We start from the raw sequence: 22,575 nt of genomic DNA, 5'->3' as shown, positions 1-22,575 counted from the left end.
TGGCTGATGCTGCGCGCGATTCTATCCTTTTTCGGATCAATCTTCAGTTTGATCTGCATCGCGACTTTCGCGGTGGCGTTGCTCATTGGCGCGATCTTTTTCATGTACTCCCGTGACCTGCCGGACACCGATCAGCTGGCGCAATACTCGCCACCAACGATCAGCCGCATCTATTCGGGGCAGGGTGCATTGATAGACGAGTTCGCGCAGGAACGTCGCCTGTTTGCACCTGCCAGCGAGATTCCCGATCTGGTGAAAAACGCCTTCATCTCGGCAGAAGACAAGTATTTCTATACGCATAAGGGCTATGATCCGCTTGGCATGGCGAAAGCGGCGCTTGATGCGGCGCAAGGTGGTCGGTTGCGGGGCGCCTCGACGATTACGCAGCAGGTGATGAAGAACTTCCTGCTGTCCGGCGACCGCTCCGCCGAGCGCAAGATCAAGGAGCTGATCCTTGCCTCGCGGATTGAAGGCACGCTGAGCAAGGACAAGATCCTGGAGCTGTACCTGAACGAGATTTTCCTCGGCCAGAACAGTTTTGGCGTGGCCGCGGCAGCGCAGACCTATTTCAACAAAACGCTGTCGGAGCTTGAGCTTGAGGAGGCCGCTTATCTTGCGGTGCTCCCCAAGGCCCCGTCCCGCTATCATCCCGTGCGCGAGGAAGAGCGGGCCATAGGCCGACGCAACTTCGTTCTGCGCGAGATGTTCGAGAACGGCTACATCACCGAGGACGAGTACAAGACCGCCCGAGAAAAGCCACTGGCGACGGTGCAAAGCGGGACATTCGCTGACTTCAAATCCGATCTTCCGGACCGCGATTACTTCACAGATGAAATCAGGCGTCAGTTGTCCAAGGATTTTGGAGAGGACGAATTCTTTGGTGGCGGCCTGACGATCCGCGCAACCGTGGACCGTGAGCTGCAAGAAGAGGCGGCAGCTTCGCTGCGGCGTGCGCTGGAAGGATATGATCGCGGCGGCGGGGTGTTCCATCGTGTGAAGACAAAGATCGACGCGGAATTGCTGGAAGGCGAGGCTTGGAAGTCTGCTCTGAACGATACAGTATTTCCCCGCGACATCGCCGGATGGAGCGCCGCGGTAGTGTTAGGTTTTGACGGCGGTGACGCGATCATCGGTGTTGAACAGACGAAGGAACAGGGTCGAATTTCCGGCTCGGACGTCAAGTGGGCGCGGCCCCGTCTTGCAGATGGCAAACTTGGTCGGGCCTCATCGGACGCCGACAATCTGCTCGATGTGGGTGACGTGATCCACGTGCGGGCCGAAGACGATGGCACGTGGTCGCTGCGGCAGGTGCCTCAGGTGCAGGGCGGCTTCATGGCGATGGACGTCAACACCGGACGCGTGCTGGCGATGCAGGGCGGGTTCTCCTATCAGGCATCGGTATTCAACCGCGCGACGCAAGCGACGCGCCAGCCGGGCTCCAGCTTCAAGCCGTTCGTCTATGCGGCAGCGCTGGACAGCGGGTTTTCCCCGAACACGATCATTGTGGACGCCCCGATCGAGATCAACACTCCGCAGGGACTGTGGCGTCCGAAGAATGCCTCCAACCGCTTCTACGGGCCCGCGCCTGTGCGCACCGGGATCGAGCAGTCTCGGAACCTGATGACCATTCGTCTGGCGCAGGAAATCGGTATGGATACCGTGGCGGGTTATGCCGAGCGGTTTGGCGTCTATGATGACATGAACCCGTTTTTGTCCAACGCGCTAGGCGCGCAGGAAACGACGCTAATGAAAATGGTGACGGCCTATGCCATGTTCGCCAATGGCGGCGAGAGGGTGGAGCCCACACTGGTCGACCGTGTGCAGGACCGTTGGGGTCGCACAGTTTATCGGCATGACAAGCGCGAGTGCGAGGACTGCCAGCTCGCTTCTCTGGAGCCGGATTTTGCCCCCACGATCAAGGCAAGCCGGGAGCGGGTGATGGACGCAATCACCGCCTATCAACTGACGTCGATGATGCAGGGCGTCGTTCAACGCGGAACGGCGCGAAAGACGGTGAACCTGAGTGTGCCGACCGCGGGCAAGACTGGCACCACCAACGACGCGAAAGACGTGTGGTTTGTGGGCTTCACCTCCAACATCGTGGCCGGCTGTTACATCGGCTATGACCGCCCACGCGGTCTTGGTCGCGGTGCAGGCGGGGGTGGCATGTGTGGGCCGGTGTTCAACCGGTTTATGAAAGAGGCGACGGCCAAATATGGCGGTGGCGAATTCGAGGTGCCGCCGGGCGGTTACTTCGTCAATATCGACCGTTTCACCGGTGCAGTGCTGCCTGCCAATGCGAGCGGCGACCATGTCGTCACCGAGTATTTCCGCGACGGCGAGGAGCCTGCTTACGGGCTGGGGGCGATCATCGATGGTGGCTTTGCGATGGGATCAAACCTCAATTTGTTTTCGCGGGGGGACGACGACGTGACGGCAGTCCGCGAAGTGACGACATCGACCGGCAAGAAGGCGGTGATCCCCAAACGCGCCAACTTCGGTACTTTGAGTGCTGGCGGGTTGTACTGACGATAGCTGCGCCTCCGGCGGGAATATTTGTGCCAAGATGAAGCCTGCTTGCGCGGCGGCGGGCTGTGGCATATCACGTTGATCTATTCGAATTTGCAGGACTTTCCCTATGCGCGCGGACGCCCAGAACAACGTGGATGCTATCGAGAAATCTCTGGCATTGCTGCGCCAACGGATGGACTGGGAAACTGCGCCCTACCGGCTGGAAGAGTTCAACGCGCGGGTGGAAGACCCCAACCTGTGGGACGACCCCGAAGCGGCACAAAAGCTGATGCGTGACCGCCAGACGCTGGTGGATTCCATCGACAGCTATACCGCGATGAAGCAGGAACTCGACGACAGCGTTGAGTTGATCGAGTTGGGCGAGATGGAGGATGACGCAGACGTCGTCGCCGAAGCCGAGGCGGCATTGGTTGCGCTGAAAGACCGCGTGGCGGCTGCTGAATTGGAAGCGCTGCTGAACGGCGAAGCTGACGCAAACGACACGTTTCTGGAAATCAACGCAGGCGCGGGTGGCACCGAGAGTTGCGACTGGGCCTCCATGCTGGCGCGGATGTATACCCGCTGGGCCGAGAAGCGTGGCTACAAGGTTGAGCTACAGTCCATGTCTCCAGGCGACGAGGCCGGGATCAAGTCGGCAGCTTACAAGATCAGTGGCCACAACGCCTATGGCTGGCTCAAGTCCGAGAGCGGCGTGCACCGGCTTGTGCGTATCTCGCCCTACGACAGCGCTGCTAAGCGGCACACGTCGTTTTGCTCGGTTTGGGTGTACCCGGTCGTGGATGACAATATCGACATCGAAGTGAACCCGTCGGATATTCGGATCGACACCTATCGCTCGTCAGGGGCGGGCGGACAGCATGTCAACACGACCGACTCGGCCGTTCGGATCACGCACGAGCCGACTGGTATCGTCGTCACCTCGTCGGAAAAGTCGCAGCACCAGAACCGTGACATTGCGATGAAGGCCCTGAAGTCCCGCTTGTATCAAATGGAGTTGGATCGCCGCAACGCAGCCATCAACGAGGCGCACGAGAACAAGGGGGATGCAGGCTGGGGCAACCAGATCCGCTCATATGTGTTGCAGCCCTACCAGATGGTCAAGGATCTGCGCACCAGCTATGAGACCTCCGACACCAAGGGCGTTTTGGACGGCGACTTGGATGGCTTCATGGGGGCGACACTGGCCATGGACGTATCGGGCAAGTCCCGCGCCGAGGCGCAGGCGGACGACTAGGCGCGCATTTTCGGGCGTAGAGCAAAGGCTGCCAACGCCGCGGAGATCAGACAGATTGCAGAGGCACCCCACGCGACTCTGATAAAGGCTGCGTTGCTTGCTGCCAGGTGGCCCGGGTCGCGCATGATTTCTCCGAACGAGGCCGGCCCCTGTGCCGCTCCGTAGCCGATGGCGACCACGCTTCCCATTACGGCGACGGCAAGCAAACCCGACATACGGACAACGGCGTTGTTGATCCCCGATGCCGTGCCGGTCGCATGAGAAGGAACCGAGTCCATAACCGCGGCGGACAGTGGCGCGACCACAAGGCCCATTCCCACGCCCTGCAAGCACATTGCCGGCAGAATGGCACCCCAAAAATTCTGTGTCGGAATGACGAGCGCCAAGGTGGCGTAGCCAGTTGCAAGCACCAAAGAGCCGCCTACGAGCAATGGCATCGGCCCTATCCGAGCAGCCAGTTTGCCGGAATATCTGGAAAGCAAAGCGATAAACACCGACAGGGGCGCATAAGCCGCAGAGGTCGTGATTTCGGATTCGCCCCACGCGCCGATTACCAGCATCGGCAAATACATCAGGATTGCGGAGAACGCGAAATAGATGCCGAACGCGGCGGCGTTGGCGACAGAAAAACCCGGGTTCTGGAACAATGACAAGGGCATCATTGGATACGGGCTTTTCGCTTCGATCCGAATGAAGAGCGTGATGACCGCCAGCCCGAGGAGGAATATAGCGACGGCGGAGCTATCGATCGTGTCGCCATGTTCCGCGCCGCTCACGGACCAAGCTATCAGCCCAAGTCCGACAACCGCAGTTAGCGCGCCGGGGATGTCGAGACCGCGTTCGGCTTGACTGGGGTCTTGTTCCACCTTTGCGAACAGAAAGTAGAGTGCCAGCAGCCCCAAGGGCAGATTCACCGCAAAAATCCATCGCCAGACGTCGGCCCCGCCAAAAGTCAGGGCCAGCCCGCCGATGATCGGTCCAAGAGCCGATGTAACGGCAGCAGCGGCGGCCCATGTGCCGATTGCTTTTGCGCGCTCATGTTGCGGGTAGGCGCGGCTGATGAGCGCCAGTGACCCTGGCACCATAAATGCGGCACCCAACCCCTGAACCGCCCGTGCGCCGATCAGGAATTCCGGCGTCGCTGCAAAAGCGCAGGCCATCGAAGCAATAACGAAAAGCGCGATGCCTCCACCGAAAACACGCGCCAACCCGAACCTGTCCCCGGCTGCGCCCCCAACAAGGATGAGGGCGCTGAGGGTCAGCATGTAGGCGTTCGATACCCATTGAGCTTCCACCAAGGTGGCGCCAAGGGACATGCGCATGGCGGGCAAAGCGATAGCAACAATGGAGCCGTCGATGAACCCGAGCGACGACGCAAGAATAGCCGCAATCAACAGGTAGATGCGGTTTTCGGGTTTGCAAAGAGGCAGCGTCCTTGGATGGTTTGGGCCCAAGGACGTCATAGCATCCATGCTCTGCTATGCTTTGGAGGGATCGGTTTGCGCAGCAGCAGGGGAGGGGGATGGTGTCGCAGGCGTATCTGCCTTCTTGGCACCCGTGTTCAGTGGATCGTCCTGACGTTGAACGGACCCCTCGAAATGAGCGCCGCTCTCAATGGCGATGGTCTTGTGGATAATGTCACCCTCGACACGTGCCGTGGATGTCAGACGCACTTTGAGACCGCGAACGCGACCGATCACGCGACCGTTCACAACGATATCGTCAGCGACGATTTCACCCTTGATGACGGCGGTTTCGCCGACGGTCAGCAGGTGAGCGCGAATGTCGCCCTCCACATTGCCTTCGACCTGAATATCGCCTGTCGTCTTTAGGTTGCCAGTGATCGTCAGATCAGTGGACAGCGTTGACGGCGGCGCTTTCGGGCGTGGCGCGGACGCGGTGAAGTCGGACTTCGGGGCCGCGCTGCTGGAAGAAGTCGGTGCGGGCTTTGTAGGTGCAGAGCTATCCTCAGACGGTTTTGCACTTGGGTCGTTGATTTTGCTTTTAGAAAACATCGCGTCCTGCCTTGATATAGGTCATCGGGTTGACCGGAGTTCCGTTCAGACGGACCTCATAGTGAAGATGGGTGCCGGTGACACGGCCAGTGGCTCCCATATCACTGATACGGTCCCCACGCGATACCCTTTGACCAACTTTTACACGAATATTCGAGTTATGGGCATAGCGGGTTTCAATACCAAAGGCGTGCTTGATCTTTACCAGTTTACCGTAGCCCGACTGCCATCCTGCATGTGTGACGATGCCATCTGCGGTTGCGTAGATCGCCGTGCCGCGCGATCCGGCGAAGTCCACGCCTGCATGCATGCGGCGGCCCGCCCCCTTTGGATCGCGGCGATAGCCGAATGGCGATGTGAACCGGAACGCAGCTTTCACAGGCATGGCGACAGGCGATTTGTCGGCGGCGATGCGGAACAGGTTGATCCGGTCCAGCTCTTTCAGCAGACGATTTGCGCGGGTGGAGGTCTGGTCGGTGATCGTGCCACCGCCCGAGGTCGACATCGTAGCGGGCAACAGGGGGCCGCCCTGACCGGAATAGCCGCGACGCACTTCACGCAGGATACTCTCGGTGGGCATGCCTGCCGCGCGGAACATTTTGTCCAGCGGTTCGAGCGAAACGGTTACGGCTTCTTCGAGACGCGAGAAGATCTGCTCGTTGCGATCTTCATTCATCTTGAGCGTGAAGCGCAGTTCTTCGGCGGTGTCGATGGCGGCTTGCGCGTCTTTCGCGATCTGGTCACGCTCAGCTGCGGTCTCTTCCAGTGCGGAGGTCAGGAACGACACGGACCCATCAACGGTCTTGGCGCGCGCCAGCAACGGGCTGTCTGGGTTGTCTTCGGCGTTCAGCTGCGCGGTCAGAACTTCGGTTTCCCTGCGCGCTGCGTCACGATCTTTCATGGTCTTGCGAAGGGTGGTTTGGATCACCTCGATACCGGTTTCCAACTCGTTGCGGCGATCTTCGGACGCGAGCAGGGCGGACTGCATCTCGGAGATTTGTTCCAGCGCAACGTAGAAGCGGTCATGGGCGGCTGCGGCTTCGACGGCACGGTCGTCGCGCTCGTTCGATAAAGCGTTGAGGCGCGCCTCGTAAATAGCGCGTTCGCGCTGCGCCTGCTCACGAGCATTGCCGGAGCTGATCGTATCCATGAGGAAAATTGCTGTTACCACAAACGTCCAACAGGCAATCGTGGCAGCACCCAGAATGATTCCTGCTTGCATGGTCGGCCGCAGGCGGATGAAACGGGTTCCTTCTTCCGATTTCAGAAACAGGCGTTGCTCCGGCAGTCTGCGTTCAACCGCGTGATCTAAAGCGCTGAAAAGGCGTGTCTTCACGTGTCCATATCCCGTCTTCCCCAGATATCTGCGTCAACCAAGGGTCCCCACCTAGCGGTCAACTCTCGGCTGCTTAAACACTGAGAACATATGGCGCAACATTTAAGGCCGCTCCTGTGACAACCTGCTACAGAACAGCGCTTTTTTGGCGATATTTCGCCGATTTCGCGGGGGCAGTGAGTGGTTCGTGGCCTGAGCGTCAGGCAACTAGCAAGGGGCAACTCGGCATTTGCCGACTTCTCCGCGCAAATGGGCAACTTTAGTTTATCCGGAAAACAGGGGCGCTCAACCTTCGGTGTTATTCGGATCGGACCGCTTCCAGAACCGCGTCGACATGGCCGGGCACCCGGACCTTGCGCCATTCTTGCAAGAGTTTGCCGTCGCTTCCGATCAGGAATGTTGAGCGTTCGATGCCCATGTAGGTCTTGCCATACATGCTCTTTTCCTTCCAAACGCCGTACTGCTCGCAAACATCGCTTTCCGCGTCGGACGCCAGTATGATGCCCAATTCGTGCTTGGTGCGGAACTTATCATGCTTTGCGACGGTGTCCTTTGAGACCCCGATAACCTCGCAGCCCTCGTCCCTGAAGTCTTGCAATTGCTCGGTGAACGCGATGGCCTGTTTAGTGCAGCCCGACGTGTCGTCCTTGGGGTAGAAATACAAAACCACTTTGGAAGGTCGCAGCGCGGAAAGTGTGACAGTGTCACCGCCATCGCGCGGCAGGGTGAAATCGGGGGCCATATCGCCAACTTGTATCATGACAGCGGTTCCTTGTGATGTAGATTTGAAGTGTGCCCAAGAGTAGAGCGCTATATGTAAAGTTAAAGCTCCATTCGCAACTGCGTGCATGTGCACGCCAAACGAGGTGGCATGGCAGAAGACGCCACGCAGATAGACGCCGAACCCGTGGTCGAAGCGCCGACCGATGAGGGGAAGGACGACCCGCAGCCCAAGCCTGTGAAGCGACGTCACCGCAAGCGCGGGGCGGGCGTTCTTGCCGCGTCGGTGGTGGGAACGCTTGTTACGTTCGTTTTCTTTCTCGCCATTATTGCCTTGCTGTCCGTCATGGGGCGCAGCATTGAGTTGCCGCAGTGGGCAGTTGAGCGGGTCGAGGAGCGCTTGAACGCGGAACTCGTCGGAGAAACAGTGCAGCTCTCTTCGATATCTGTGGGGCTGCGTGACGAGGCCTATCGACCTACCGTCGATTTCGCAGGGGTCGAGGTGTTCAACGAGGATGGCGCTCCTATCCTTGTACTGCCGAGTCTGCGCAGCAAGCTCGACACGTCCGAGTTGCTGATGGGGCGGGTGAAGCTGGAGACGGTCGAGCTTCAGGGCGCAATTCTGGAACTGAACCGCGACGAACGTGGACAGATTGAACTGGCATTTGGTGCCCAGCTTGGCGGCGCGCAGGTCGAGGCAGGTTCGATGGCCGAGGTTATGGAGCAGATTGACGACTGGCTGGAAGCGCCTTGGATGGTGGAGTTGGAGGAAGTCAGCGCCGAATCCCTGACCATACGTTTGTCGGACGATCGCACAGGCGATGTCACCATTGTCGAGCAAGGTGCTCTGAAGTTGACCAATGCGACCAACGTGATCGCGTTGAATATCTCGTTCGACCTGGATCAACCAAGCGGCCCGCCGGCGCGGCTTTTCTTTGCTGCCGACAAGGGCAAGGGCGGCGAAGGTGCCCGGTTGGTTGGCAAGTTCGACAATCTCAGGGCGCGGGATCTGGCCGCCCAGGTCGCGGCGTTGAACTTCCTGAGTGTGCTTGATGCACCGGCTTCGGGAGCGTTGACCGCAGAAATAGACGGCGCGGGGCAGGTTGTGGGCCTCGCGGGTACGCTGGATCTGGCAAAAGGCGCGTTGCGCCCGAATGAACAGGCGAAGCCTGTGACGTTCAACTCCGCCAAAAGCTACCTGCGCTACGAGGCTGCCACAGGACGCTTGATCTTTGACCAGATAGCGCTGGATTCGCCACAACTGAGATTGAACGCGACGGGCCATGCCGACCTGATGGATTTCGTCGCCGGTATTCCTCAGACGCTGCTTGGACAGTTTCGCTTTACTGACGTGCGCTTGGCCCCTGAAGGCATGTTCGAAGCACCTGTGACCTTTGCGAGCGGTGCTTTGGATCTGCGGTATCGCCCGACCGAACTTGAGCTGGACGTAGGCCAACTGGTCTTGCGCAATGAAGGCGCCGAACTTCTGGCAAAGGGGAGCGTCGATGCCCTGCCACAAGGCTGGGCGGTGTCGATGGATGCGGCGATTGAAGAGATCGACCACGTTCGCCTGATGGCCCTATGGCCGGAAAACGCGGTCGAAAAAACCAGAGCATGGTTGATCGAGAATATCGAGGACGGGCAGGTCAAGAACGCCCATGCATCCCTGCGGGTCCGTCCGGAAACAGCACCGGAAGCGGCCGTCAGCTTCGATATTTCAGATGCCAGAGTGAAGTTCCTGAAAACACTTCCACCTGTCGAGCAAGCGTACGGCTATGCGTCGATCTCGGGTAAAAGCTTCAACCTCGCACTCAGGTCGGGTGTTATCTCGGCGCTGGAAACAGGATCGCTGCAGGCGAGCGGGTCGGTCATGCAGATACAGGACATGACCGCCACCCCCGCGACTGCGGTATTCGATCTTGAACTGGACGGGCCGCTTTCTGCCGCGCTGGTGTTGCTGGATGAGAAACCGTTTGAATTCCTGACGAAGTCAGAATTGACACCGAACGTAGTTACCGGCACGGCGGCGATAAAGACACGCTTGACGGTGCCGCTTGCCAAAAAGGTGGAAATCCAGGATGTGGGCTACGAGGTGTCTGCCAAGGTGCGCGAGGTGGAATCGACCACATTGATCAAAGATCGCACCTTGCGATCGGACCTCATGGAAGTCACCGCCGGTGACGGAAAACTCTCGATTGGCGGCAAAGGCACGATCGACAATGTGCCGATAGATATCTTGTGGTCGCGAGACATCGGACCGGACACAGGGAAGACCAGCAACGTCACAGGAACGATTGAGCTGTCGTCCCGTATGCTGGATGCGTTCAATGTAGGGCTGCCGAAAGGCAGCGTTTCGGGGACAGGCGTTGCCGATATCAACGTGCAACTGGCTAAGGGACAAGCTCCCAAGGTCGCTTTGACATCCGACCTTCGGGGTGTCGGGCTAACGATACCGGCCTTGAGCTGGACGAAGCCAAATGCTGCGAGCGGAAGCCTGTCGTTAGCCTTGACGCTGGCCGACACCCCAAGCGTTGACGACATTCGTATCGCGGCAAGTGGGCTTGACGCGCAAGGCAGCGTCTCGTTGAAGCCGGGTGGTGGCGGTTTGGATCGAGCGATTTTCGCGCCCTTGAAAGTCGCCGGGCGTCTGAATTCCCGAGTTGAGGTCGTCGGTCGCGGGGCGAACCAGCCGCCACAGATCGTCATTCGTGGCGGCACCATCGACATCCGCAAGTTTGGTGTGACGACAGGTGGCGGCGGCACTGGCGGTCCACCTCTGGAGCTTGCTCTGGACCGTTTGGTCGTCACCGACACGATTTCGCTGGATGGCTTTCAAGGGCGGTTTCGCAATGACAGGGGTCTCGACGGCAGTTTCAAAGCCCGGCTGAACGGCAGCGCGCCGGTCTCGGGCGTGGTAATCCCGACGCAGCGGGGGCCAGCCGTTCGCATCAAGTCCGACAATGGCGGTGGGGTAATCGCCGCCTCAGGCATTTTCCGCAATGCCAGAGGCGGGGACATGACGCTGACCTTGCAGCCGAACGGACAACCGGGCCAGTTCGAGGGGGCACTGAATATCTCGAACACACGCGTCAAGAAAGCGCCCGCACTCGCGGACCTGCTGTCGGCGATCAGCGTCATCGGGCTGCTGGAGCAACTCAGCGGCGACGGCATTCTGTTCACGACGACCGAAGCCCGGTTCCTGCTAACGCCGGGTGGGGTCAACCTTCGGCGGTCGTCGGCGGTTGGGCCGTCAATGGGGATCACCATGGACGGGGTCTACAACACCGGAACGCGCCGCATGGATATGCGCGGTGTGGTTTCTCCGATCTATGCGGTGAACGGGCTGTTCGGAGCCCTGTTCTCGCCCAGAAAAGGCGAGGGGCTGTTTGGGTTCAACTACACGCTGCGCGGCTCCGCCGACGAACCAAAGGTGGGGGTCAATCCGCTCTCGGTGTTGACGCCGGGTATCTTCCGCGAAATCTTCCGGCAGCCGCCGCCTGAATTGAGAAACTGAGATAAATTCATGAAATTGAGTGATTTTGACTTCGATCTGCCAGAGCGGCTGATCGCCACCCGCCCGGCCGTGCCACGTAGCGCGTCGAGGCTACTGGTCGCCTCGCCTACGAAAATTGACGACCGGACAGTCACCGACTTGCCCGACCTGTTGCAAGATGGGGACCTGCTGGTGTTGAACGACACCAAGGTCATTCCGGCACGCCTGTTCGGCCACCGCGAACGGGATGGGAACGTCTCGAAGATTGAGGTCACGTTGCTGTCACCTACGCCCGACGGCACTTGGCGCGCGCTGGTCAAACCTCTTCGGAAGGTGCGCGATGGTGAAGCGATCACATTTGCCGCGGGGCTGGAGGCGAGTTTGCTGTCGCGTGATGACGGGCAGGCTGTGCTTTCGTTCAACCGTCAGGGCAAGGCCTTTGACGACGCTCTGGCCGAGGCGGGGCAGATGCCTTTGCCGCCCTATATTGCAGCGAAACGGGCAGCGGATGAGCAGGACAAGACCGACTACCAGACAGTTTTCGCCAAGACCACGGGGGCGGTCGCAGCCCCGACGGCTTCCCTGCATTTCGACGAGCCTCTGCTTGATAAACTGAAGGCCAAGGGTGTTCAGTTCGCGCATGTAACTCTGCATGTCGGCGCAGGCACGTTTTTGCCGGTCAAGGTGGACGACGTGAAAACCCACAAGATGCATGCCGAATGGGGGCAGGTCTCGCAGGAAGCCGCATCACAGATCAAAGCCGCCAAGGAGCAAGGCCGCCGCGTTGTTCCGGTCGGCACCACCGCGCTGCGACTGATCGAAAGCGCCGCGTCAGCGCAGGGGGAAATAGCGCCATGGGAAGGGGAGACAGACATCTTCATCTATCCCGGTTTCGAATTCAAAATCACCGACGCCTTGATGACGAATTTTCATCTGCCCAAGTCCACCCTGATGATGCTTGTTTCGGCGCTGATGGGCCAGCAGCGGGTGCGCGAAATCTACACTCATGCCATTGATAGTGACTATCGGTTTTTCTCCTACGGAGACTCCTCGCTGCTGCTGCCCTGAAGAGTGACGCAGGTTGTCCTTGTGGCGTCGGACGCAGGCAACTATAGCCCGCCCGAATGAATTAGGTCTGCGCAGGTGTGTCGCCGATAGCTCAAGGTTTGGAATGCAAAATGTTTGACGTCCTGAAGTCCTCTTGGGCCCTGTTGCTTGGAATGATGTTCCTGATGGTCGGCAACGGCCTTCAAGGCTCCCTTATGGGTGTGCGCGGCGGCATCGAGGGCTTCTCGACCTACGAGCTATCGCTGATCACGTCCGGCTACTTCCTCGGCTTTCTGGGCGGCTCACGTTTGGCACCGGGCTTTATCCAGCGCGTCGGGCATGTCCGCGTATTTGCGGCGCTCGGCTCTTTCATTTCGGCCGCGTTGATACTCTATCCGGCTGTCACCGATCCTATTGCGTGGGTCATCTTGCGCGTGATCATCGGTTTCAGTTTCTCGGGCGTTTACGTGACGGCCGAAAGCTGGCTCAACAATTCCGCTACCAATGAAACCCGCGGGCAGGCGCTGTCGCTCTATATGATCGTCCAGATGGTGGGCATCGTCACTGCGCAAGGCTTGCTCAACGTCGCGGACCCGGGCGGGTTCATCCTGTTCATCATCCCGTCGGTGCTGGTGTCGATTTCCTTCGCCCCGATTTTGCTGTCAGTGTCACCCACACCCGCCTTTGGGGCGACCCGCCAATTGAGCTTTGCGGATCTCTACAAGATCTCCCCGCTCGGCGTCGTTGGTATGCTGCTGCTGGGGGGCGTTTTTTCTGCGCAGTTCGGGATGTCGGCGGTTTATGGCTCCGAAGCCGGGCTGAGCGTGGCGCAGATTTCGGTCTTCGTCTCCGCGATCTTTGTCGGCGCCATGGTTTTGCAATACCCGATCGGGTGGATATCCGACCGGATGGATCGACGTGTGCTAATTCTGACGGTCTCGGCAATCGCATCCGTCGCTGCATTCGTAGCTTGGCTTTACGGCACCTATTTCCCTGTTTCGCTGGTGTGCGCCTTTATCATCGGCGGCATGACCAATCCGCTTTATGCGCTGCTGATCGCCTATACCAATGACTATCTTGATGTCGAAGACATGGCCGGGGCTTCCGGCGGTCTGCTGTTCGTCAACGGTTTGGGTGCCATTGCCGGTCCGGTTCTGACGGGCTGGTTGATGACGCAATTCGGGCCGCAAGGGTTCTGGCTGATCATCGTGGCGACCATGGCGGCTACTGCGATATACGCCGCATACCGGATGACCCGACGCCAATCGGCCTACGCCGAAGAGGACGAGTACGAGGCCGTGCCATACGCGGCGGTCGGTCCCGGCTCGACGCCGTACATCGCGGAGATTGCGCAGGAAGTGTATGTGGAAGCCGCCGAAGAGATTGCCGAGGCGTCCGAGGATGTTGCCTCATAGACCTCATGTTAATCAGTGTCTGGAAAAGTGCTTGCGGTTGTAGCCGCGTGTTGTAACCTTTTGTTAACGCTTGGGGGGCTGCGACACGGGAGGAAGTGCCATGTCTACAGCTGAGGACGTCCTTGCATTCTGGCTGGACGAGTTGAAACCATCCGATTGGTATACCGGAGGGAGCGGGCTGGACGCCAAAATCCGCGAGCGTTTCGAGCCGTTGTGGGAGCGTGCGATGGGGGGTGGGCTTTCGATGTGGATGACCTATCCCAGTGGTGCGTTGGCCTATATCATCCTCACTGACCAGTTCCCGCGAAATATGTTCCGTGACACGGGGAAAGCCTTTGCGTCGGACAAGTTGGCGCTCGCCGTTGCCAAGACCGCGATCAGCAAAGATTGGGACCTTAAGATTGACGAGCCGGCACGCCAGTTCTTCTACCTTCCGCTGATGCACTCCGAAAGTGTCAGCGATCAGGAGCGCTGCGTTCGCCTGTTCCTGACCCGAATGGAGAAAACGGGGGCGAACAACCTGCTTCATGCCAAAGCACATAGACAGGTCATCCGCCAGTTCGGGCGTTTTCCGTATCGCAACGAGGCGCTCAACCGCCGCACGACTCAGCCGGAAAGCACCTACATGGAGCAAGGGGGCTACGGAACGACCGTCCAAGCCCTTAAAGCCGCTGGTTAGGAGTCCTGTCCGCGTGACACTCTCAGCTTTTCGCCGGACTTTGTTGGCGGCGTGTCTGTCTTTTGCCGCGTTGTCACCCGCCGTCGCCGACCCTCGCGACGACATTCTGGTGATTGGTGACAGCATGCTGGAGTGGCAAAGCTTCAGGGGCGCTTCCATTCCACAGGTGTTGGCAAAACGCCTGAATCGGAATGTCGAGAACCGCGCGGAGTCCGGTGCCAAACTTTACCTGACGGGCAATGTGGACAATGAGCGCGATGTCATTCCCGCCCAATACTCGAAAGGGAATTGGAACTGGGTGATCGTCAACGGGGGCGCAAACGACCTGTTGGCAAAATGCGGCTGCACGCGTTGTGACGCGGTGCTGGACCGGCTGATCTCGAAGGATGCCAAAACTGGTATCCTGCCCGACCTTGTGGACCGCATCCGCCGCGACGGGCCGCGGGTGCTGCTCCTCGCCTATTACGAGGGTAATGTCCGGCCGAACCTGTTTTCGCGCTGCGAGCAGGTTGTCCTGCAATTGAGCGAACGTCAGCGACGGCTTGCCGCGTCGCTTCGCAATGTGGAGTTTTTGCGCACCAGACCCGCGATCAATCCCGAAAACCGCAGCCATTTCGCCTTCGACGGGTTTCACCTTTCCCGCAAGGGAACGCGCCGGGTAGGGGCGCTGTTGGCGCAAGCGCTAGAACAATTCGAGGCGCGGCGCCGCTGAGACCCCAAAGTGCGGGAGGTAAATATCGCGTTGCGTTACCAACTGGTAAAAACTAATTTAGCTTTAAACTATTTTACGCGCTTGCGGGAGTTATAGACATGGCTGCTAAATCCTTCGATCTGATCGTCATCGGTGCGGGGCCGGGAGGCTACGTGGCAGCAATCCGGGCGGCGCAGCTTGGCCTGAACGTGGTCATTGTCGAACGCGAGCATATGGGCGGCATCTGCCTGAACTGGGGCTGCATCCCGACCAAGGCCATGTTGCGCTCGTCCGAGGTATTCCATTTGATGGAGCGCGCCAAGGATTTCGGATTGAAGGCGGAAAAGATCAGCTACGATCTGGACGCCGTGGTCAAGCGCTCGCGCGGCGTGGCTGGGCAGTTGTCCAGCGGGATTGGGCATCTGATGAAGAAGAACAAGATCACCACGATCATGGGCGAGGCGACATTGCCCGCCAAGGGCAAGGTGTCGGTAAAAACCGACAAGGGCACGGAAGAGCTGACCGCCAAGAACATCGTGCTGGCCACCGGTGCCCGCGCCCGCGAATTGCCCGGCTTGGAGGCGGACGGCGACTTGGTCTGGACGTACAAGCACGCGCTGACACCCAAGCGTATGCCCAAGAAACTGCTGGTGATCGGTTCAGGCGCCATCGGGATCGAGTTCGCCAGCTTCTACAACACGCTGGGTTGTGACACCACGGTGGTGGAAGTCATGGACCGGATATTGCCGGTCGAGGACGAGGAAATCTCGAAATTTGCGAAGAAGCAATTCGAGAAGCAGGGAATGAAGATCCTTGAGAAAACGATGGTCAAACAGCTTGACCGCGGCAAGGGCAAGGTGACCGCGCATATCGAGGCGAAGGGCAAGGTCGAAAAGCTCGAGTTCGACACGGTGATTTCCGCCGTTGGCATTGTGGGCAATGTCGAAAACCTTGGCTTGGAAGAGCTTGGCGTAAAGATCGACCGCACGCATGTGGTCGTCGACGAATACTGTCGCACCGGCGTCGACGGGCTGTTTGCGATTGGTGACATTGCTGGCGCACCTTGGCTCGCGCACAAGGCCTCGCATGAAGGTGTGATGGTGGCCGAACTGATCGCGGGCAAGAATGACGTGCATCCGGTGCGACCGGAAAGCATCGCGGGCTGCACCTATTGCCACCCGCAGGTCGCGTCTGTCGGCTTCACCGAGGCGAAAGCCAAAGAGCTTGGCTACAAGATCAAAGTCGGGCGCTTTCCCTTCATCGGCAACGGCAAGGCCATCGCTCTTGGAGAGCCGGAGGGGATGGTGAAAACCGTCTTCGACGAGAAAACCGGAGAGTTGCTGGGTGCGCATATGATCGGTGCCGAGGTGACGGAACTGATCCAGGGATATGTTGTAGGGCGCACGCTGGAGACGACTGAGGAAGACCTGATGAATACGGTTTTCCCGCATCCCACGCTGTCCGAAATGATGCACGAATCCGTTCTGGACGCCTACGGGCGCGCGATTCACTTCTAAGCGCGCAGGCCAACCAAGCATCAACATTGTCGGCATAGTTGAGCGGTGCCTCAACGGCGTCCCTATTGTGCATTCATGCGCATTGACCGTGGCGGCTCTGAGGCGCAGAAGGCAGACATGGCACTTCAAAAAACAAACTGGCTCCTCGTTTTTGCCCTGCTGGTCGCAGGGCTTTTTGCTGCGGCGCAATTCGGCAAGCTGACGTTGACCCTTCCGCTTTTGCGGGATGCCTACCCGGAAGGCGGGGCATTGGTGCCGGTTTTGATTTCGATCGTCGGCATGGTCGGCATCGCGCTTGGTGCTGTGGCAGGGGCGGTTGTCGCACGGGTCGGGATCGCGCGGGCGTTGACAGGGGCCTTGGTGGCAGGCGGTTTGCTGTCGTTGATCGAAGCGACACTGCCCCACATTTCGGTCTTCGCATTGCTTCGCGCCGCCGAGGGAGTTTCGCATCTCGCCATCGTTGTGGCCGTGCCGACACTTATGGCGAGTATTGCGTCGGACAAGGATCGCCCTGTGGTCATGGGCATCTGGGCCACCTTTTTCGGCATCTCCATCGCGATCACCGCTGCGCTTTTGCCGTGGCTCCTGTCGATGGGCGGGCTGAAAGCGGTCTTTCTGGCGCATGGCGGCGGTATGCTGGTAATGGCCGCCTTATTGTTCCCGTTACTTCCCAAGGGACGCATTTCCCGCCCGGTCCCTGTTTCATATTGGGCGGAGCATCGCATCATCTACACGACGCCGCGTCTGTTGATCCCGGGCGGCGGCTTTGTCTGGTACACCAGCCTCTATATCGCGCTGCTTGCCGTGCTTCCGGTCGCGCTGGCGCTGCCGGTTTGGGTTATCACCGCCTTGCCGTTGATCAGTATCGTCGGCACCTTGCTCGGAGGCTTCCTCGGCAAACGCCTCGCACCCGACCGGCTGGTAATTGCGGGTTTTGTCATGACCATCGTAGCAAGTGCCATCGTCTACTTCGCAAGCCCTGCCATCTGGCCATTATTCGTCTTGTTCTTCGTCATGGCACTGATCCCCGCTGCCTCGTTTGCGGCGATCCCTCACTTCAACTATGACGCCACGGATCGTGCGCGGGCCACTGGCGGCATCGCGCAGTTGGGAAATGTGGGCACGACGACCGGCACCCCGATATTCGTGCTCGTTTTCGATCAAGCAGGCTTGGGCGGCGTTTGTCTGTTGATGTCGATGATTTGCATTCTTGGCATCGTATTGACTGCGCTCTTGCGCGCCAGAATTAAATAAATCGGTAGATGTTCCGTTAATGTTCTGATAACCCGTTGGAACCTCGCCCCAGACGCCTTATGTGTGGCGAAACGTATCCGGGTGGACCATGGCCGAGCTTAAGAAAATCGAAGTGCGCGGCGCGCGCGAACATAATCTGAAGAACATCGACGTGGACATTCCGCGCGACCAATTGGTGGTGATCACTGGCTTGTCGGGGTCGGGAAAATCCTCGCTGGCGTTTGATACGATATATGCCGAGGGACAGCGCCGCTATGTGGAGTCGTTGTCTGCCTATGCGCGCCAGTTCCTTGATATGATGCAAAAGCCTGATGTGGATCACATCTCCGGTCTGTCGCCTGCGATTTCCATCGAGCAAAAGACCACATCGAAGAATCCGCGCTCGACAGTCGGCACGGTCACCGAAATCTACGACTATATGCGCTTGCTGTTCGCACGTGTTGGCACGCCGTATTCCCCCGCCACCGGCAAGCCCATCGAGGCGCAGCAGGTGCAGGACATGGTCGACCGCATCATGGCGATGGAGGAGGGGACGCGCGGTTATTTGCTGGCCCCGATCATCCGTGACCGAAAAGGTGAATACCGCAAGGAATTCATGGAGTTGGCCAAGCAGGGTTTCCAACGCGTCAAGGTCAACGGCGAGTTCTACGAGTTGGAGGACGCGCCGACCCTGGACAAGAAATTCCGCCACGACATCGACGTGGTCGTGGACCGCATCGTGGTGCGCGAAGGGCTGGAGACCCGGCTGGCGGATTCGCTTCGCACGGCGCTCGACCTCGCCGACGGTATCGCCATTCTGGAAACCGCGCCCAAAGAGGGCGAGCCGGAACGGATCACGTTCTCGGAAAAATTTGCCTGTCCGGTTTCAGGTTTCACGATTCCCGAGATCGAGCCACGCCTGTTCTCGTTCAACGCGCCTTTCGGGGCCTGCCCCGAATGTGACGGTCTTGGCGTCGAGCTGTTCTTTGACGAACGTCTTGTGGTGCCTGACCAGACGCTGAAGCTCTATGACGGGGCCTTGGCCCCGTGGCGCAAGGGCAAGAGCCCGTACTTCCTGCAAACCATCGAAGCCATCGCCAAGCATTACGAGTTTGACAAAAACACGGCTTGGAAGAACCTCGATGCGCATGTCCAACAGGTCTTCCTCTACGGCTCCGGCGAGGATGAAATCCCGTTTCGTTATGACGAGGGCGGTCGCGTCTATCAGGTGACGCGCAGTTTTGAAGGCGTCATCCCCAACATGGAACGCCGCTACCGCGAAACGGACAGCAGCTGGATTCGCGAAGAGTTTGAACGTTACCAGAACAACCGCAAATGCGGTGTCTGCGACGGCTACCGTTTGCGGGCCGAAGCCTTGGCGGTGAAGATCGCTGGGCTGCATGTGGGCCAGGTGGTCGAGATGTCGATAAAGGAAGCGTTTGACTGGTGCGAAAGCGTGCCTGCGTCGCTGACTAATCAGAAAAACGAGATCGCACGTGCTATCCTGAAAGAAATTTGCGAGCGGCTTGGGTTCCTCAACAACGTGGGTCTTGAGTACCTTACCCTGTCGCGCAACGCTGGTACTTTGTCTGGCGGTGAAAGCCAGCGCATCCGGCTGGCGTCGCAGATCGGGTCGGGGCTGACAGGGGTACTTTATGTGCTCGACGAGCCGTCCATCGGTTTGCACCAGCGTGACAATGACCGCCTGTTGGCCACTCTGAAAAACCTGCGCGATCAGGGCAATACTGTGATCGTCGTGGAGCATGACGAAGAGGCCATTCGCGAGGCGGATTATGTCTTCGACATCGGTCCGGGGGCGGGTGTGCATGGCGGCGAAGTTGTGGCGCATGGCACGCCGGCAGAGGTTGCTGCCAGCGGCTCGATCACCGGCGATTATCTGACCGGCAAACGTGAGATTCCGTTCAACCCTGACCGCCGTAAAGGCAACAAGAAGAAGCTGACCGTGGTGAAGGCCTCGGGCAACAACTTGCAAGACGTGACGGTTGATTTCCCGCTGGGCAAGTTCGTCTGCGTCACGGGGGTTTCCGGTGGGGGCAAGTCGACGCTGACTATCGAGACGTTGTTCAAAACCGCCTCTATGACCCTCAACGGAGCGCGGCAGACGCCTGCGCCTTGCGAGACCATCAAAGGCTTGGAACATCTCGACAAGGTGATCGACATCGACCAACGCCCGATTGGGCGCACGCCGCGCTCGAACCCTGCAACCTACACGGGGGCGTTCACCCCGATCCGCGACTGGTTCGCGGGTCTACCGGAAGCCAAAGCGCGCGGCTACAAGCCCGGCCGCTTCAGCTTCAACGTCAAAGGCGGGCGCTGCGAAGCCTGTCAGGGTGATGGCGTTATCAAGATCGAGATGCACTTCCTGCCCGATGTCTATGTAGAATGCGAAACCTGCAAGGGCGCACGCTACAACCGCGAGACGTTGGAGGTGAAGTTCAAGGGCAAATCCATCGCCGACGTGCTTGGAATGACCGTGGAGGACGCACAGGAGTTCTTCAAGGCTGTCCCGTCGATCCGCGAGAAGATGGATGCGCTTGTGCGGGTGGGGCTTGGTTATATCAAGGTAGGCCAACAAGCCACGACGCTGTCAGGCGGCGAGGCGCAACGGGTGAAGTTGTCGAAAGAACTGGCCAAACGCTCCACGGGCCGCACGCTCTATATTCTGGACGAGCCAACCACCGGCCTGCATTTCGAGGACGTCAAGAAGCTGCTCGAAGTGCTGCACGAGCTGGTTGACCAAGGCAACACGGTCATAGTGATCGAACACAACCTTGATGTAGTCAAAACCGCCGATTGGATCATCGACATTGGCCCCGAGGGCGGTGATGGCGGCGGCCAAGTGGTCGCCACCGGAACACCGGAGAAGGTGGCGGAAGTGGACGGCTCCTACACCGGCCACTACCTCAAGCCGATGTTGCAGGCGAAGAAACCGTTGCCCGAAAAGACAGATAAGAAGGTCGCTGCCGAATAGAGACGTCTCACTGCCTTTTGACCTGAGAGCGTTTAGTTGGTGAGGATCCTGACCAGATCCAGAACCAGCCGCGTTTCCCGGTCCACGCGTAAAATGTTATCACCGACGCGGATATAGGCGTCGCCGTCGTTCAACGGGGGCATACCATATGCGCCTCGGTCGCGAATGACGACATAGTCGCGGTTTACATAGTCTCCGACCTTGTAGTGATACCCTCTGGACTTCTTCGCCTGACCCGGCGGCAGGCAGCCGTTGTCCTTCTTAGCCAAGCCCGGAGGACACCCTTTCGGACCCGCATCGGCCACGCCTGCCGACGCGGTCAGCAAAGCAAGCGCTGTCGTCAAAGATCTCAGAAACATAGGTCCAGGTCCTTCTTTCACGGGTGTTGTTTGATTTAACACCTGTTCGCTTCAGTCGGGCGAGAATTTCATGCGTCAGCCATTCTTCGCCAACACCGTCTTGATCTTTGCCCCGCTTTCCAGCGTTTTATGCACGGGGCATTTGTCGGCGATCTCCAATAGCCGTGCGCGTTGGGTGTCGTCCAAGTCACCCTCCAAATGGATTTCACGGCTGAATTGGTCAATCTTGGAAGGCCCGCCTGCGTCTTGAGCATGCATAGCGTCGTGGGTCACATCGACCCAGACGCGCGTGAGGGGCCACTTCTTTCGCCGAGCATACATGCGAATGGTCATGGAGGTGCAGGCCCCAAGGCCGGAGGCCAGAAGCCCGTAGGGTGACATGCCTTTGTTGGTGCCGCCATAGGCCAGCGGCTCGTCCGCGTAGATGTGGTGCAACGGGCCGGCATTGATGTCTTGCAAGAATCCGTCGGGGTCTGCCTCCGCCACCCGCACCACGCCTTCGGGTGCGCCAACTGGGGGCGCGGGAGGACGAAGGTCCAGATATTTCGAGGCCCAGGCGCTGATCACGTCTGCCGCGTATTCCGCATCTTCTGGTCGGCTGATCAGGTGATCGGCGCCGCAAAGGGTAATGAAGCTTTTCGGATGCTTGGCGTGTATGAATATCTGGGTGGCGTTCTCAATGCCGACGACGCTGTCAAGCGGAGCGTGCAGGACCAGCAGCGACTTGCGCATGGTCGAGATCGCTTCCGCCAGGTTTTCGGCGGCGACGTCTTCGACGAAGTCGCGCCCGATCCGCACGCCACGCCCGCCAAGCTGAACCTCGCCCGCGCCTTCAGCTTCGATTGTGTCAAGCGCGTCTGCGAAGTTATGGGTAACATGCTTGGGATCAAACGGAGCGCCGATGGTGACGACGGCTTTCGCCGATGCAATCCGGGGTGCGGCCTTCAGGATTGCTGCGCCGCCCAGAGAGTGACCGATCAGCAGGGTGGGGGCCATATCGAGGCTATCAAGATGCTTGGCGGCGAGGATCAGATCATCGACGTTGGAACTGAAGGTCGTGTTCTCGAATTCACCCTCGGAATGTCCCAAGCCGGTGAAGTCGAACCGCAGCACAGCAATCCCCATCGCAGCCAGCCGGGCCGCGATCCGCTTGGAGGCGGGGACGTCCTTGGAACAGGTGAAGCAGTGCGCAAACAGTGCTGTCGCCAGATGCGGGCCGTCCGGCATATCCAGTCTTGCGGCCAAGGCGGCCCCGGAATGTCCCGTGAACGTGATGCGCTCCATACCCATGGCAGGCTCCTAATCGAATACT

General features: G+C 59.1%; 16 protein-coding genes. 10 read left to right on the top strand and 6 right to left on the bottom strand.

Going from position 1 to position 22,575, the window contains the following annotated elements:
- The first annotated feature begins 6 nt into the window (after positions 1-6).
- Positions 7-2,529: a penicillin-binding protein 1A gene (locus THALAR_RS05655; RefSeq protein ID WP_021100538.1), complete on the top strand. Its 2,523-nt coding sequence runs from the start codon at positions 7-9 to the stop codon at positions 2,527-2,529.
- Positions 2,530-2,638: 109 nt separating this feature from the next.
- Positions 2,639-3,766: a peptide chain release factor 2 gene (gene prfB / locus THALAR_RS05650; protein ID WP_021100537.1), complete on the top strand. Its 1,128-nt coding sequence runs from the start codon at positions 2,639-2,641 to the stop codon at positions 3,764-3,766.
- Here prfB and THALAR_RS05645 read toward each other — a convergent pair.
- From THALAR_RS05645 to bcp, 4 genes are all read right to left on the bottom strand, one after another.
- Positions 3,763-5,238: an MFS transporter gene (locus THALAR_RS05645; RefSeq protein ID WP_021100536.1), complete on the bottom strand. Its 1,476-nt coding sequence runs from the start codon at positions 5,236-5,238 to the stop codon at positions 3,763-3,765. The two genes, prfB and THALAR_RS05645, sit on opposite strands and share 4 nt — an antisense overlap.
- A 6-nt stretch (positions 5,239-5,244) precedes the next feature.
- Positions 5,245-5,781 (bottom strand): bactofilin family protein, encoded by a 537-nt coding sequence (locus tag THALAR_RS05640; RefSeq protein WP_021100535.1) that lies wholly within the window; start codon positions 5,779-5,781, stop codon positions 5,245-5,247.
- On the bottom strand, positions 5,771-7,117 hold the full coding sequence (locus tag THALAR_RS05635) for a M23 family metallopeptidase (RefSeq protein WP_021100534.1): 1,347 nt from the start codon (positions 7,115-7,117) through the stop codon (positions 5,771-5,773). Before THALAR_RS05635 ends, THALAR_RS05640 begins: the two co-directional genes overlap by 11 nt.
- Before the next feature lie 298 nt (positions 7,118-7,415).
- Entirely contained in the window at positions 7,416-7,877 is a 462-nt protein-coding gene (gene bcp, locus THALAR_RS05630) for a thioredoxin-dependent thiol peroxidase (RefSeq protein WP_021100533.1), read from the bottom strand.
- A 111-nt stretch (positions 7,878-7,988) separates the two neighbouring features.
- Here bcp and THALAR_RS05625 point away from each other — a divergent pair, with 111 nt between their 5' ends.
- From THALAR_RS05625 to uvrA, 8 genes are all read left to right on the top strand, one after another.
- Entirely contained in the window at positions 7,989-11,351 is a 3,363-nt protein-coding gene (locus THALAR_RS05625) for a YhdP family protein (RefSeq protein ID WP_021100532.1), read from the top strand.
- 9 nt (positions 11,352-11,360) lie between these two features.
- A complete protein-coding gene (queA, locus tag THALAR_RS05620; RefSeq protein ID WP_021100531.1) occupies positions 11,361-12,398 on the top strand; it encodes a tRNA preQ1(34) S-adenosylmethionine ribosyltransferase-isomerase QueA in 1,038 nt (345 codons plus the stop codon).
- Between the two features lie 110 nt (positions 12,399-12,508).
- Positions 12,509-13,792: an MFS transporter gene (locus tag THALAR_RS05615; protein WP_021100530.1), complete on the top strand. Its 1,284-nt coding sequence runs from the start codon at positions 12,509-12,511 to the stop codon at positions 13,790-13,792.
- 100 nt (positions 13,793-13,892) lie between these two features.
- Positions 13,893-14,471, top strand: coding sequence for a DUF924 family protein (locus THALAR_RS05610; protein WP_021100529.1), 579 nt, complete (start codon positions 13,893-13,895; stop codon positions 14,469-14,471).
- 13 nt (positions 14,472-14,484) lie between these two features.
- Positions 14,485-15,183: an SGNH/GDSL hydrolase family protein gene (locus THALAR_RS05605; RefSeq protein WP_154666746.1), complete on the top strand. Its 699-nt coding sequence runs from the start codon at positions 14,485-14,487 to the stop codon at positions 15,181-15,183.
- A gap of 98 nt (positions 15,184-15,281) precedes the next feature.
- On the top strand, positions 15,282-16,679 hold the full coding sequence (lpdA, locus tag THALAR_RS05600; protein ID WP_021100527.1) for a dihydrolipoyl dehydrogenase: 1,398 nt from the start codon (positions 15,282-15,284) through the stop codon (positions 16,677-16,679).
- Positions 16,680-16,796: 117 nt separating this feature from the next.
- Positions 16,797-17,933: an MFS transporter gene (locus tag THALAR_RS05595; protein WP_169788516.1), complete on the top strand. Its 1,137-nt coding sequence runs from the start codon at positions 16,797-16,799 to the stop codon at positions 17,931-17,933.
- 88 nt (positions 17,934-18,021) lie between these two features.
- On the top strand, positions 18,022-20,904 hold the full coding sequence (uvrA, locus tag THALAR_RS05590; RefSeq protein WP_021100525.1) for an excinuclease ABC subunit UvrA: 2,883 nt from the start codon (positions 18,022-18,024) through the stop codon (positions 20,902-20,904).
- A gap of 32 nt (positions 20,905-20,936) precedes the next feature.
- Here uvrA and THALAR_RS05585 read toward each other — a convergent pair whose 3' ends face one another.
- Together THALAR_RS05585 and THALAR_RS05580 are read right to left on the bottom strand one after the other, a co-directional pair.
- Entirely contained in the window at positions 20,937-21,263 is a 327-nt protein-coding gene (locus THALAR_RS05585; RefSeq protein ID WP_021100524.1) for a hypothetical protein, read from the bottom strand.
- Positions 21,264-21,338: 75 nt separating this feature from the next.
- The gene (locus tag THALAR_RS05580; RefSeq protein WP_021100523.1) at positions 21,339-22,553 is read right to left on the bottom strand and encodes a bifunctional alpha/beta hydrolase/OsmC family protein; all 1,215 of its coding nucleotides are present in this window, start codon (positions 22,551-22,553) and stop codon (positions 21,339-21,341) included.
- Positions 22,554-22,575: the final 22 nt, after the last annotated feature.

Origin of the sequence: Litoreibacter arenae DSM 19593 (assembly GCF_000442275.2) — a bacterium.
Taxonomy (GTDB): Bacteria; Pseudomonadota; Alphaproteobacteria; order Rhodobacterales; family Rhodobacteraceae; genus Litoreibacter; species Litoreibacter arenae.
Note: the sequence above shows the minus strand (reverse complement) of the source record. Positions and strands in the feature narration are given on the sequence as shown.

Coding starts and splice junctions, on each gene's coding strand:
- THALAR_RS05655 (WP_021100538.1), top strand. CDS start 7: ATGCTGCGCGCGATTCTATCCTTTTTCGGATCAATCTTCAGTTTGATC.
- prfB (WP_021100537.1), top strand. CDS start 2,639: ATGCGCGCGGACGCCCAGAACAACGTGGATGCTATCGAGAAATCTCTG.
- THALAR_RS05645 (WP_021100536.1), bottom strand. CDS start 5,238: ATGGATGCTATGACGTCCTTGGGCCCAAACCATCCAAGGACGCTGCCT.
- THALAR_RS05640 (WP_021100535.1), bottom strand. CDS start 5,781: ATGTTTTCTAAAAGCAAAATCAACGACCCAAGTGCAAAACCGTCTGAG.
- bcp (WP_021100533.1), bottom strand. CDS start 7,877: ATGATACAAGTTGGCGATATGGCCCCCGATTTCACCCTGCCGCGCGAT.
- THALAR_RS05625 (WP_021100532.1), top strand. CDS start 7,989: ATGGCAGAAGACGCCACGCAGATAGACGCCGAACCCGTGGTCGAAGCG.
- queA (WP_021100531.1), top strand. CDS start 11,361: ATGAAATTGAGTGATTTTGACTTCGATCTGCCAGAGCGGCTGATCGCC.
- THALAR_RS05615 (WP_021100530.1), top strand. CDS start 12,509: ATGTTTGACGTCCTGAAGTCCTCTTGGGCCCTGTTGCTTGGAATGATG.
- THALAR_RS05610 (WP_021100529.1), top strand. CDS start 13,893: ATGTCTACAGCTGAGGACGTCCTTGCATTCTGGCTGGACGAGTTGAAA.
- lpdA (WP_021100527.1), top strand. CDS start 15,282: ATGGCTGCTAAATCCTTCGATCTGATCGTCATCGGTGCGGGGCCGGGA.
- THALAR_RS05595 (WP_169788516.1), top strand. CDS start 16,797: ATGGCACTTCAAAAAACAAACTGGCTCCTCGTTTTTGCCCTGCTGGTC.
- uvrA (WP_021100525.1), top strand. CDS start 18,022: ATGGCCGAGCTTAAGAAAATCGAAGTGCGCGGCGCGCGCGAACATAAT.
- THALAR_RS05585 (WP_021100524.1), bottom strand. CDS start 21,263: ATGTTTCTGAGATCTTTGACGACAGCGCTTGCTTTGCTGACCGCGTCG.
- THALAR_RS05580 (WP_021100523.1), bottom strand. CDS start 22,553: ATGGGTATGGAGCGCATCACGTTCACGGGACATTCCGGGGCCGCCTTG.